Raw genomic sequence first — 12,177 nt, 5'->3', positions numbered from 1 at the left:
GGAAAAGGGCGAAAACACCAATTATAACGAGGCTTCGGAGAAATTCGCCCATCCGGCGGCGTCGCGGGCAGGGCGTTGCAGAACCGGTTTGCTGGAAGAGCAGGAGCAGCTTAGCAACAGACTATCGCCAGACAAGGTCAGTAGCGGCTGCTCAACTCCTGGCGCATACCTTCCCCATAGCATCTACCCGGTCGGGCGCTAAGGTCCTATTCGTTCGCGGAATAGCTATTGCCTCCGCCATGCGTCAGCGAAAGCCTCTCCTTCACCGACAGGTTCGGGTTTGCGGAGAGACTCTTAAGGAGCGTAAACCATCTCTTAGTTTTTTGCGTCCATCTCAGCGGGGCGGAGGGACGACAATGCACTCAATCATGCACGCCACACTTTATCGGCTGGACCGGACATCGGAGCGGCTTCCGATCGGCCGTGCTTCGACTCTCCGCGGTCCAGATGGCGATCCGGTTGATGTCAGGATCGAAGATCTCTCTACCACCGGTTGTCGGCTGAGCACGCCGATTTCTGTTGAAATCGATGAAGAGATCATGATTGGGCTTCCTGGTGTCGGAATGCGCGCTGCCCGGGTGATCTGGCAGCAAGGGGATGAAGCGGGCTGCGCCTTCACGGCGCCCCTTGCCTATGCCGATGTCCAAGCGACACGAACGTCCGAAACCCTGATGCATGTCGATTTCCAGCCGCGGCCAGTCCCCTCCATCGCGCTGGATGCGCCGCTCGATCGGGAAATCATTTCGCCACGGATGCGACTGGCGGTCGTTCTCGTAGCGGCCATCACTGCCTGGGCGCTGATAGCCGCTCTAGCGAGTGGCGGCTATGTTCTCGCCGCCTCCTGGCTGGCATGAGGGATCTGAGCGATTGAAACAGGCGAAGCGCTCCTGTGCATTGCTGCGGGCTTGGCTCAGCGCGAGGTAGGTGTTCTTGGCATAAGGGCGATGGACTTGGCGGCCCGCCCGCGAGCCAAATCGATGCTCATGCCACCATTCCGCGCTCTTAAGGCCTCTTTGTCCCACGCCACGCGGCCGACTGCGGAAAGGTAAGCAGAGGATGTCCTGGGTTGTGCCCGGGGCATGGTGCACGTTTGGACGGTAGCGCTGCTGGAGGGACGCGCGCTGTCCATATGTTGCTGTAGCGGCCGCCAGCAGTCGTCCGACCGTGTCGGATGACGCTTTGTCATCGCATCGCCTGCTCGCCGCGTCTCTCTCGTCCCGTCACTATTCGATGCTATCCAATCGCGGGCTTTCAATTTCACTGGCCGCGCCAGATATCTCCCGCATGTTTGCGGCCGGCCTGCCATAAACTTCGTCGGCCACTTTCTTCTTGGCAGGACCCGGAAAATCGCGATTCTGCGTCTCATGAAGACCGGTCTTGATCATCTGCCCGAGGGTAAGCAGCGCGAACTCGCGCATGTGGTTGATACCGTGCGTCAGGGTTTCGCACGCGCGATCGCGCAGCGCACGCAGCCGCGCTATCGCGAGGGCAAGCTGCTCAAGATCATCCTGTTCGGCAGCTATGCGCGTGGTGATTGGGTCGAGGACCCGGTGGGACGCTATTTCTCCGATTATGACCTGCTGGTCGTCGTCAACCACGACGACCTCACCGATGTTGCAGAGTTTTGGGAGAAGACCGAGGCGCAGCTGCTCGCTGATCTGTCGGCGGGCGCGGCGTTGCGCACGCCGGTCAGCCTCATCTATCACAGCCTCGACGATGTGAATGAGAAGCTGCGGCTCGGACGCTACTTCTTCATAGATATTCAGCGGGAGGGGATCAGCCTGTTCGAGGAGCCCGGCTACGCTTTTGTCGAGCCGCAAGCTTTGTCGCCAGAGCAGGCACTCAAGGAGACGCAGGAGTATTATGAGGACTGGTTTGAAAGCGCTGGGCAGTTCTATCGGCAGTTCGAACACGCAGTTGACGATGGAGCGCTGAACATAGCCGCTTTCGATCTGCACCAGACCGTTGAGCGGCTTTATCACTGCCTTTTTTTGGTCCGCACCCTTTACAGCCCCAAGAGCCACAATCTGAACCGGCTGCGTGATCTGGCGGAGGAGCTGGAGCCTTCCTTGAAAACCGTCTGGCCACGTGACAGCCGGTTCGAGAAGCGCTGCTATTCCCTGCTGCGCGACGCCTATATCAAAGCCCGCTATTCGCGTGCTTACCGCATCACCGTGGAAGAACTGGACTGGATCGCCCAGCGCGTCGCGCTGCTGCAAATCCTTGTGCGTGACGCCTGCGAGGCCCGCATCGCAAGCCTTGCGCGGGCCGCTTGAACGGTTGCCTTCCGGAGAGCGAGTGTCCGCGTCGCTATCCTTAGGCGCTGCATGGAGCGGTTTCTGCTGCCGGTGAAGAATTCTGGTTGAGCTGCGTTTCGGCTCGGAAGTGGGGCACCGCTTTGGTTCTGAGCTGGAAACCTCCGGGCTGGCGAAGGTCGCTGAACCCGCTGTGCCCTTATATTCGTCTCAGAGGCGGTAGGGCTGCGCCTTGAAGAGCAGGGCCTCGCGGGATCGCACTTTGAATTTCCTGTAGAGCGACTGGATCTGGGTTCTGACCGTTTCTATGGAAAGCTGATGAAGCCCTGCCACGCCATTGGCATCGCTACCCTGAAGAAGCGCCAGCAGGACTCGATGTTCAGCATCCGTCAGGCCGAAGGCCTGCTGCAACCCCTGATAGTCGGGGCGGAAGCCGGAACTTTTGAGGAAGGTGATCCCCAACAGCGGTTGATCGGCGCCGACCTTTTGAACGCGGCAGATCAGTCGCCCCTCTCCGCTTGGCAGGCTGCCTGACCAGATGGCGAGGGCGCTCTCTTGAACGCCGATCGCTCTTGCGAAGGAGACGTGATGATGATCGTTGATGAACGTCAGGGAGCCCGCAAGATCTTCGATGGTCTGCCGTTTCTGCAGTTCCGCATGCGCTGCGGAATTTCTCCACGCGATCCTCAATTCTGCGGAAACGAGAATGCGCGGCCTTTGATCTGCCTCGAGCCAGGCGAAGGTTGCTGCCTCTTGAGGCTGTGACAGGCTAAGCGTGGCAGGCTTATTCTTTCGCCGCGCGCCGATGTGACGGCGACAGCGCCGAAGGGATATTGAGGGCACCAGCTTTTCTATATTGTTCAGTCGATGAGGGCTTCGAGCTCGTCGCAGGACGGACGATCGGTGCTGCGCGGTATTGAAGATAGGTCAACGTCCCGCCTGCGCAGATTACGGCGCTCGCCGGTCACCAGCTCGATGCCATTCGGCCGCGTTGTGACGACCTCGAAGGGCAGACCAAGGATCCTCGGATTGGGGTCGATCACACGTCCTTGCTTCAGGACCATGTGGTGCAGTTGCTTAAGAACATTCGTTCCGATCAGCCATTTCTTCGGAGTAAACCCATATTTCCGAGCATTCGAAAACTCGGTATGAAATTGCTGAAGGAATGTCACGCTGCTTTGACCCCGCCATCTTTCCCTCTGCCTTTATCAATTTAGCGTCAGCGATCAATAGCAGCGCTAGTCCTATTTAATTGCTTGAGGTTAGGTAATGATCGGCAGCGTCCCTTTCCTGGACAGGCTGAGGTCTTGCCCCGTCGGGATCGCGAAGGCGCTTGGCACTTCGCCGATGCGCTAAAAGGCCTTTGGTTAGGGAAATGAGAGCCTGTCGTTTCAAGGGAAGCAGAGAAGATCTAGTCGGAGAGGTTGGGGGAAGGCTCTTTGACAGTCTCTCGATTGCCAGCCGCGGGGCGGCGGGGTTCGGTTGCACGACGGGGGGCATCGGTCGAATGTGAGGCCGCATTCATTTCGGCGGCCGCCTGTGCTGTTCGCCGGCGGCACCTGGCTCGTTTCGCTTCTGGGCGGTAGCACCAGGTCATCCTGACCGGCTTTGGTCTGAGAGCTAGCAGTGTGGCGCTTCGCGTCGAGGCCAAGGGCAGCGGCGGGCGGCTATGACCGTTTCGTGCTCCGCTGCTGTCGTGCGGGGCAGGGCAGACTGGCGCTTTTTTCCCTTGAACGATTTGCCGCTTCGAGGGTTGAACTCACGACCCCGGCGATCGCCACCAATCCCCCCCCTGGTTTCCCGATCGTACGCTGTAGCTGTCCGGGGTCACCCTTCCACTCGCAGCAGCAGTTGCTGTTTGGGATAGAATGGCTTGCCTGGAGGGGACGGCTGTCCCGGTGGCGTTGGTAAGGAAGATGCCCGATCCTTCATCAGGTCTGGGCGGCAGCAGTGCGAGCCGTCATGCGGCCTGTCGAGTGTTTCGTGCTGTGCGAACCCAATTACGTTCAACCGCTGTTCTGCCGGCGCTCGTGGCTGCCAGTCTGTTTGGTCATCGCTCAGGCTGCGTCTCGGCGGGCTCAGGCGGAAGATGCCAAGGCCGCCTGTCTGCGGTGCCGCAAAGCCGCCCCTATCAGGCCGAAGCCAGCGAGCAACATCACCCATGTGCCAGGTTCGGGAACGGACGGCGCAGAGGCAACAAGATCGCCGAACTGAGGAGAGGCTTCTGCAAATTGTCCGGAATAGTCGGTCCCGTTGGTGCGGAAGAGGTTCGTGTAGGGTTCGCTGGTGTAGAGCGCGAGCGTCTCGCTATACTCGCCACTCGCCCTTGTGAATATCGCGCTCGCGAAGACGACCTTCCCGCCCTGTATCCGGAACGCGGGCTCGCCGCCATTCAGATAGAGCAGATTGTAGCCGGAACCCAAGGATAATGGATCCGCTGCGGCTGTGATGGTCGCGGTGAGATTGAAGTTGAAATTGTCGCCCTCAGCGGCGTTCTCAACAAAGCCCTCGACCCTCGAACTGACGCCGCTGACACTGCCCACGCCATAATCAGGATCGAAGGAAAATGGGAACGACGCAGCATGGGCTCCGCCAGATGCGGCCAGCATCAAAAGCGGGAAAAACCGCCGAGCTAATTTGTTGATTGTCATCCCATCCCCCTGATCATGGACAATTAGACGCGGCGTGCTTCATTTGTCTAGACGGCAGCCTCTGGCGGACTTTAGGTTTGGTTCGCGGTCGATCCTGCGCGCGCCCAATGAGGACGAGCGTCTGTACCGATCTTTCCCGAGACTTTGCGAGCATGGCACGAGCACGTCTCCCACGCGGCCTGACTGCCGCTAAACGTAACATGCGGCATGGCCTCTTCTCGCCGCTTCTCTCTCCCGGCCTTCGCGGCTGAGATCGAGGAGGATCATGCGTTTGGGTGACTCTGCGCGGCGCGCGCTGCTGATTCGGTCCAGCCCTGGGTCTCCGCGAAGCCAAACTGGCCCTCGTGGCAGCGACAGCATAGTTTGCCGCAGGTGGTGTAGGGCGCTGCCAGCTCCGCAATTCGCTTTAGCACGGGTCCTGGCTCGACGGGCCGCGGCAGGCATTCTGGCGATGGGGAGCCCTGCGATTGCTGGCTATCCACTTGGATCGCATGAGCCGTCTGCCCCAATAGCTCCTCGCTCTCTGAAAGGGAAGATGGAGGCGGGTAGAGGTTGACCCCGGAACGCTGCAACGCTCGATCGGGAAACCAAAAAGGGTGAATTGGTGGCGATCGCCGGGGTCGATCCATCAACGCGGCCTCAGGTCGATTGTTCAACGGTCAAAAGGGGTTAGCCCTCAACAGCGACTGGACTGAGGGCGCTTCAGAGCCTATCCGGATTGCAGGTGACGAAGGGGACATTATGAAGCGCTGGTTGATCGCGGCTGCCGCTGCAACACTCAGTATCGGCTCAGCAGATGCTGCCGTGATGTACAGGTTCACGGCCATGTCGGGCGGCTATAATCAGACCGGGTCATTTTCAGTTACGCTGCCAGACTTCTTCACTGGCCCTTCAAATGGCATGTTCTTTTCGCCGAACATTCCCGTTGCAAGTCTCTCTAGCTGCGAGGTCGCCACCGGCGGCTTCGCGGGTGTGCCAGCCCAGCAGCTGACATGCGGCGATATGACCTTTGCACCCCATAATAGTTGGGCCTCGGGCAATGGAGCGGCTTACGATATCGTCGGGTTTGGCTTTTATTCGCCATTCGTGACCACAGGGAGCGGGCAGCAAGGGCTGTCCAGCTTTGCCTATTATTTCCAGGATGGCGCCTTTTCCCAGGTGGGTCATTATGAGACCCAACTGCTCGGCCCCGATCAAGCTGGCACCTTAGACGTTGTCCTGCTGCCGGCGGTCCCCGAGCCATCGACTTGGGCACTTTTGATCACAGGCTTCGGCGCGATCGGAAGCTTGCTGCGCTCCAGGCGCGGGCGCAAGGCGGTTGCTGCCGCGGCCTGACGCTGCCCCGGCAGGGTGGCTGACAGGAGATGAAGGTCGTCAACGCCGCTTACAGCTGCGAACCGGTCTCAACCCTAAGCCGCTGAGATACCGTAGCGGCATAAAACTTGCTTTGTTGCACAGGCAAAGGTGAGGAGGCCGTCATGAGGAAGATCCTGATCAAGTGCGCTGCTGCTCTGTTGATGATCGCGGGTCCAGCAAATGCGGCGACGCCGCTGGTCTCCAATAACGAACTGGTCGGGGCGACTGGCGTTAATATCGGTGGAACTCTGTACAATGTCAGTTTCGTGGAAGGCACCTGCGCATCTGTCTATGGCAGTTGCGCTAGCTCGAACTTCGACTTTACTACGCAGGCCTCGGCGCTTTTGGCGGCTCAGTCGCTACTGGATCAAGTGTTTCTTGATATTCCCGGGGGGCAGTTCGACTCACTGAGTGAGTTAACCTATGGGTGCGAACTGATGGAGCGGCGCACGAACTGCGCACCGCTCATTCCATATTCTACGGAAGTGCTCTCCACGCCGTCTGGGCCGTTCCCCGTCATCAATGTCGCTAGAGCAGTGAACGTAAATGGAGTGGATGATCCCGGCGTCTTCGTAACCGATGCCGCGGATTTCGTCGATACTTCAACAATCCCGAACGCGGTCTGGGCTCGGTTCACCGTCTCCCCCGTCCCCGAACCCGCCAGCTGGGCGATGATGATCCTCGGCTTTGGGGTGATTGGGGGGGCGCTGCGGTCGCGGCGGATGCGCAAGCCCCTTGCTGCATTGACCTGACCGCCGAGCATCTTCGAACAAGCCCTGTCTGGCGCCTCCTGGCTTCCGCATGTGGGTCGCCCCTCAATGTATCAGCACGCCTTGTTCGGAAGCAGGCCCTTCCGCTTTTCACCTGTTCACCCGCCGCGCGCCGGCTCTTCTTCCTCGATCCGCACCAGCGGATGGGCGTCGAACTGGGCTCGGCGGCCGTTCGGGCCCGCGCGCTCGTTCCGGCTGCCCCATCCTGCCCTGACCGCTGCATCCTCCGCCTCCTCGCGGCTTTGATACCAGCGGCCTTTCGTGAGCGGGGTGGTGTAGCGGAAGCGGCTCATGCGAAATGTCCTACAGCGGCACCTCCATAGCACGCAACCGCGCGTGACGCGCGGCCTCGGAGGGCATGGAGATTTTCGGCTGATGAACGAGATGCCTGCGCTGGACAGTGGCGCCTGGTTCAGCGCTTTTGTTCCTCCTCCCGTCACGATGAGATAAGCCCCGCGCGGCGTGTTGCCGAACCGGCCCCGGCCAGCTGTTCTCGATTTCCCACTGTTCCTTGCCTTCAGGTTTCGAAACTGCGTTTCGGGGAGGCTTGATGGGGCAGGGGACGTCTCCGGCTCTCCGTTGCTGGAGGCGCAGATCGCTGCCTCGCGGGCTTGAAGGATGGCAATTGCATCGAGCGAGGGAGAGACAAAAGGGGTGCGCTCGCGCGCCGGAGGGGGCTCGCCTCGGAGCTGCTTTGCCTCGCCGCCATTGCCGCGGCGGGCGCCCAACGCGTCGCATGGCGTGCGATCAGCTAAGCCGATCGAGCTTTGCACCTTGCGGCGGACTGCAGCAGCGGTTGCGTTCCCACGCTTCCACCTCAGGCGGATCGGCAAGGCGCCGGCATCGGTGGTGGCGCTTTGCCAGGTGCGGGGTTTGAGGTGGGGCTTGTTCCTCGTCTTGTGGTCCGCCTGGAGGAGAGGGGGGAAGCGACCTCGCCGGCGGGGATTGCCCTCGTGCATCTCTGGGCGCGCGCAGGCCGGTTTTGGGACCTTTTGCGAGGCGTTTTTTCGCTTCTGGCAGCGGTTCTGCCCTTTGAGGCCGGGTGGCCGCGTGGGCGCAGGTGAGGTGGGCGGCTCCTGGCGTGGCGGCATTGGAAGGCGCCTGCCTGGAGCGGCCTTGGGCGTCCTTCCTCCTCAGAGCTTCGTGGGGGTGTCGGTGGCGGCGACCGATCATGTTCCCGGCCTGGATGGTGTGTGGCCTGGCGTGTCGCGGCCTTGGGGATGCCTGGTGGGTCTTTCCCTTTGGCAGGGTCTAGGAGCCTGAGGCTGGGTTGGTCACAGGCTGGTTGGTTTGACGCCGTGGCTGGCCGGGCTTGAGGCCGGGCGGCCGTCGCTTCTTGGCGGCCTGCTGGTCTGTCGGCTTGCGCCTGTGATGCGGCGGGGTTGCGCTGCACGGGGTCGGCCAACTGGGCTGCCATGGTTCGGGTTGCGTGTCCGTGCTGGTGGCCAGGCTGGTGGCGGGAATGCTGGATGCGGCGTCACCGTTTCCCCGGTATCGGTCGTGCTGCTTTGCTGTCGTTGCCGCCTTGTCTTCTGCCTATCTCCCTTTCTGCGGTGGTTACCGCTGCTTGCTGTCGGGGGCGCGGGGCAACGGGATCAGCGCTTCATGCGGGGGAGGGCGCGGGCCTTGTCCGGTCCATCTATCCTGCGGGTCATGGCTCTGCCTTCTCTCCCGTCCTGACAGCGCTCTTGCACTCCCTTTGCGACAGTGGCTCGCCATCTGCGGCATTGGGGTGGATCTCTGCTCGAGCTGCGTCCTGGCTCGATGGGTGCATGGCGTCTCGGCCCTGCGGCCGACCGCGCTCTGCTCCGCTTTGCTCCACCGAGCCTGCGCGTCCCGCTTGTCTCGTCCCTGCCGGGCGATGATCGCTGACGCTTTGGGGCTGCCGCTGGCATCCCCATGGGGTCATCGCGGCCTCGCCGCGCTGGCGTGGGTTTGGAAAGGCCGCCGGAAGCGCGGGGTGGGCGTCGGCTCCCTCTAGGCCCGTGCCGGCGGACCGCAAGCCGGCGCTGCCGGCTCCTTCACTGCCGTTGCGGCCCCTGATCCACCCCATTGCGCAGGGGCAATGGGGCCCCGGGGGGTGCAGCCCGCCTCTCTGCCCGGGCCTGCCGTGCGCCTCTCTGCCGCCCACCCCGCCATTCCGGCGGCCGGTGCTGGAAGGCAGGAGACAGAAGATGGGCAAAGATGGTCGAGCGAACGGCTCTTTGTATGACGAGGTGACGCAGCGCATTATCGCGCAGCTGGAGGAGGGGCGGCTGCCATGGGTGCAGCCCTGGGACAAGTCCCATGCGGCGACGGGTCTGCCGCGCAATGCCGTGACCGGCCGCTGCTATTCCGGCATCAATGTGCTGATCCTCTGGGACCGGCTCTTTTCCTGCGGCTTTGGGGTGCAGCGCTGGCTCACCTACAGGCAGGCGCTGGCGCTGGGCGGCCATGTTCGAAAGGGCGAGGCGGGGACGACCGTCTGCTATGCCGACCGGTTCACGCCCAGGGACGAGGAGGAAAAGGCCCGCGACGAGCAGCGCGAGGCGCGGCAGGTCGCCTTCCTCAAACGCTTCACCCTCTTCAATGTCGATCAGTGCGAGGGGTTGCCCGAAGCGCTCATGGCAGCGGCCGAGACACGCGCGACCGAAGAGCTGGTACCGCAGGCGCATCGGCTGATCCGCGCGACAGGGGCTGACGTGCGGGTGGGCGGGGAGAGCGCCTTCTATGCGCCCAGTCCCGACTATATTCGGGTGCCGGACCAGTCGGCCTTCCCCGAGCCGATCAACTGGTATCGGACTATCCTGCATGAGCTGGGTCACTGGACCGGCCATCCCTCGCGGCTCGACCGGCTGACGGGTGCGGATTTCGGCAGCGACGCTTATGCGCGGGAGGAGCTCTGCGCTGAAATGGCGAGCGCCTTTCTCTGCGCGGAGCTCGGCATCACCCCCACTGTCCGCCACGCCGATTATATCGGCTGCTGGCTCGACGTCTTGCGGGAGGATAATCGCGCCATTTTCCGCGCCGCCAGCAAGGCGAGCAAGGCAGCCCAATATCTGTTGGCCTTCCTTCCCGGTGAGGGAGGCGAGCATGGGTGACACCCGCGCACAGATGGCCGGATGGCGGCGGCTGCGGGCGCGCTTTCGGTTCCATGATATCGAGGACCTGCATCTGCGGCGGCTGGCCCGGGCGATCGAGTCGCTGCCCGATCCGTTGGGCGACATCTATCGTCTGCGCCGCTTCGAGGGGCTCGCCATCGGCGAAATCGCCGAGCAGCTAGGCCTGAGCGAGGCGCAGGCCTGGCGTCAGCTGGCGCGCGCCATGGTGCTCGTCAGCAGGGATGCCTCCCGCCAGGAGCGCGTCGCCGCGCGGTGGCGGCGGCTCTGGCCTTTCGGGTATAAGGGATGATCATCTTGGCCGCGTCACCGGGTGCTCGGGGAGATGAGGCCTGTTATCCTTGCCGTGGCGCATGCGCTGTGCGGTCCGCTACAGCGCGCGATCAGCTCCGCGGCGCTTATGGTTTGTCCGGACTTGTGCCGTAATCCCAGTCGCACAGGCGCTCCTTTCCGCAGCGCAGACAGGCTTCATAGGCACCATAATAGGCGCCGCGGAAGCGCGCCTTGCCCGCGCCGCGCCGCGTCCATCGCCCCGGCCATTGATGGCCCTTCAGCAGGCATCTGATCCTCTTCATTGTTCGTTGCCTGTCAGTCGTTCGAGTTTGCGCTTTGCCGAGCGAGCGTCACCAGCAGGATTGCAGCGATCGCCATCCCATTTACAGCCCCCGCCGTCATTGCAATCAGGCGATCGCCGCTATGGATGTCCGCCCGCGCCGTCGCCGCAGCGCCGCACCCATCGTGCCAAAACCAAGGATCATCATCGTCCAGGTGGCGGTTTCGGGGACGGCGGAGGTGATGGCGCCCGTCCCGAGGCCAATGCGAATCACAGCTCCGGCCGTAGAAGTGCCTGGGACTGTGACAGTGAGCGTGCCGTTGTTCAGGAAAATGTTGCCCGCACCAAAGCTGCCGGCCCCCGTCGCGTCGATGAACGAAGCGCTGGTGATCGGAATGTTATTGCCGCTGATCGAAATCGATGAGAAAAAGCTGTTCAGGAAAAAGTCGCCGGACTGGGTGATCGTAAAGATGTTGGGCGATCCAGCCTGAACGCCAATCTGGTAACCAGGAAAGCCCGCGTTCCCAGCAAGTGTACAGGTAGAGCCAATTGAGATCACAGTAGGGCAGCTTCCCAGGCTTCCGTTTGTTGGAGCTGTGACATTGATCGAAGTCAGGACCGTGGCTGCGGATGCCGCCGCCGGCATCGTTGATGCAAGCACGACAGCGGCCGCAAGTGCATTCACCAACCTCTTCATCCTCGCCTCCTCACCTATCGCCTGTGCAACGAAGCAAGTTCCATGCCGCTACGATATCTCAGCGGCTTAGGCATGAGAGTAATCCTCAGCTGTAAATGACGTTGACGCCGTGTGTCTCTCCGGTGAGCCGGCGCGTCAGACCTATGGTGTCCAGCGCCACAACCCGCTTGTCTTCATGACCGCGCCATGACCGGAAATCGATGCGGGCGACGATGACCGGCAGCATGGCTGGCCGACGCCATTGCCGAACATGACAGACCGCTGCTGGCCTTCTCGTCACTCAATGACACCATAAATTTGCTGCTCAGATTCGCGCGGCGCCAGCGCTTCAGGCCGCTTGCCTGGCTTCGATATCCAGCACCCATTGCCGCCCATCATCCTGCGCTTTCGCATGGATTGGGCACAGCGTCCGGCTGCCGCAGGCAAGTGTCATCCAGGAGATTTGTCCTTCGATCCATGCGCCATCAGGCCGCCCTGCGCGCATGATTCTGACGCTCGCCACGCCTTCCGCTGCGAGCATGAAATGGCAGCGCCCGCTGCCGATATCGTGATGGCCTTTGAGCAATGTTCCGTCGGAAAAGGCGAAGGAGAAGCCATCCGTTACAGCGCTGGCGGAAAGCGTGAATATGGTCTCGACATCGCTGGTGAGCTTGAGCTTTCCGCCGTCCATAGCCTCGAGCTGCACGCCCATGCCTGGCCCTTCCGGTGAGGAGCGGAACAGGCCTGGGAATAGAACATATGGGGAACACAAAGGAGGGGTGCCGGTTTAGGAGGTGACAGCAAGATAAAGGCCGGCG

General features: G+C 61.9%; 14 protein-coding genes. 6 read left to right on the top strand and 8 right to left on the bottom strand.

Features of this window, described 5'->3' with window-relative positions; all coding sequences use genetic code 11:
* The first annotated feature begins 368 nt into the window (after positions 1-368).
* Positions 369-854 (top strand): PilZ domain-containing protein, encoded by a 486-nt coding sequence (locus ACZ5Y5_RS08715; protein ID WP_464808256.1) that lies wholly within the window; start codon positions 369-371, stop codon positions 852-854.
* A 510-nt stretch (positions 855-1,364) separates the two neighbouring features.
* Positions 1,365-2,276, top strand: a complete 912-nt coding sequence (locus tag ACZ5Y5_RS08710; RefSeq protein ID WP_464808255.1) for a HEPN domain-containing protein — start codon at positions 1,365-1,367, stop codon at positions 2,274-2,276.
* 189 nt (positions 2,277-2,465) lie between these two features.
* Here the strand turns inward: ACZ5Y5_RS08710 and ACZ5Y5_RS08705 are convergent, their stop codons facing one another.
* The 3 genes from ACZ5Y5_RS08705 to ACZ5Y5_RS08695 form a co-directional block, all read right to left on the bottom strand.
* A complete protein-coding gene (locus ACZ5Y5_RS08705) occupies positions 2,466-2,945 on the bottom strand; it encodes a helix-turn-helix transcriptional regulator (protein WP_464808254.1) in 480 nt (159 codons plus the stop codon).
* Between the two features lie 170 nt (positions 2,946-3,115).
* Positions 3,116-3,427 carry a hypothetical protein gene (locus tag ACZ5Y5_RS08700; protein ID WP_464808253.1) on the bottom strand — a complete coding sequence of 104 codons (312 nt, stop codon included), beginning with the start codon at positions 3,425-3,427 and terminating at the stop codon, positions 3,116-3,118.
* A gap of 906 nt (positions 3,428-4,333) precedes the next feature.
* Positions 4,334-4,864, bottom strand: coding sequence for a PEPxxWA-CTERM sorting domain-containing protein (locus ACZ5Y5_RS08695; protein ID WP_464808252.1), 531 nt, complete (start codon positions 4,862-4,864; stop codon positions 4,334-4,336).
* Positions 4,865-5,647: 783 nt separating this feature from the next.
* Here ACZ5Y5_RS08695 and ACZ5Y5_RS08690 point away from each other — a divergent pair.
* Together ACZ5Y5_RS08690 and ACZ5Y5_RS08685 are read left to right on the top strand one after the other, a co-directional pair.
* Positions 5,648-6,241 (top strand): PEPxxWA-CTERM sorting domain-containing protein, encoded by a 594-nt coding sequence (locus ACZ5Y5_RS08690; protein WP_464808251.1) that lies wholly within the window; start codon positions 5,648-5,650, stop codon positions 6,239-6,241.
* Positions 6,242-6,384: 143 nt separating this feature from the next.
* Positions 6,385-7,014, top strand: coding sequence for a PEPxxWA-CTERM sorting domain-containing protein (locus tag ACZ5Y5_RS08685; RefSeq protein ID WP_464808250.1), 630 nt, complete (start codon positions 6,385-6,387; stop codon positions 7,012-7,014).
* A gap of 116 nt (positions 7,015-7,130) precedes the next feature.
* On the opposite strand, the gene ACZ5Y5_RS08680 is transcribed toward ACZ5Y5_RS08685, so the two are convergent.
* Complete coding sequence (locus tag ACZ5Y5_RS08680; RefSeq protein WP_464808249.1) at positions 7,131-7,325, bottom strand: hypothetical protein; 195 nt, start codon at positions 7,323-7,325, stop codon at positions 7,131-7,133.
* Between the two features lie 1,881 nt (positions 7,326-9,206).
* Between ACZ5Y5_RS08680 and ACZ5Y5_RS08675 the strand changes: the two genes are divergently transcribed.
* A complete protein-coding gene (locus ACZ5Y5_RS08675) occupies positions 9,207-10,112 on the top strand; it encodes an ArdC family protein (RefSeq protein ID WP_464808248.1) in 906 nt (301 codons plus the stop codon).
* Complete coding sequence (locus tag ACZ5Y5_RS08670) at positions 10,105-10,422, top strand: sigma factor-like helix-turn-helix DNA-binding protein (RefSeq protein ID WP_464808247.1); 318 nt, start codon at positions 10,105-10,107, stop codon at positions 10,420-10,422. Before ACZ5Y5_RS08675 ends, ACZ5Y5_RS08670 begins: the two co-directional genes overlap by 8 nt.
* 106 nt (positions 10,423-10,528) lie before the next feature.
* On the opposite strand, the gene ACZ5Y5_RS08665 is transcribed toward ACZ5Y5_RS08670, so the two are convergent.
* The 4 genes from ACZ5Y5_RS08665 to ACZ5Y5_RS08650 all read right to left on the bottom strand — a co-directional run bounded on the left by ACZ5Y5_RS08665 (position 10,529) and on the right by ACZ5Y5_RS08650 (position 12,071).
* Positions 10,529-10,705, bottom strand: coding sequence for a hypothetical protein (locus tag ACZ5Y5_RS08665; protein WP_464808246.1), 177 nt, complete (start codon positions 10,703-10,705; stop codon positions 10,529-10,531).
* 105 nt (positions 10,706-10,810) lie between these two features.
* Positions 10,811-11,380: a PEPxxWA-CTERM sorting domain-containing protein gene (locus ACZ5Y5_RS08660; RefSeq protein ID WP_464808245.1), complete on the bottom strand. Its 570-nt coding sequence runs from the start codon at positions 11,378-11,380 to the stop codon at positions 10,811-10,813.
* A gap of 85 nt (positions 11,381-11,465) precedes the next feature.
* Positions 11,466-11,606 (bottom strand): hypothetical protein, encoded by a 141-nt coding sequence (locus tag ACZ5Y5_RS08655; protein WP_464808244.1) that lies wholly within the window; start codon positions 11,604-11,606, stop codon positions 11,466-11,468.
* 102 nt (positions 11,607-11,708) lie between these two features.
* Entirely contained in the window at positions 11,709-12,071 is a 363-nt protein-coding gene (locus tag ACZ5Y5_RS08650) for a hypothetical protein (protein ID WP_464808243.1), read from the bottom strand.
* Positions 12,072-12,177: the final 106 nt, after the last annotated feature.

Source organism: Sphingobium sp. TomTYG65, assembly GCF_055395525.1.
The sequence above is the reverse complement of the archived record's forward strand: the minus strand, read 5'-3'. Positions and strand labels throughout refer to the sequence as shown.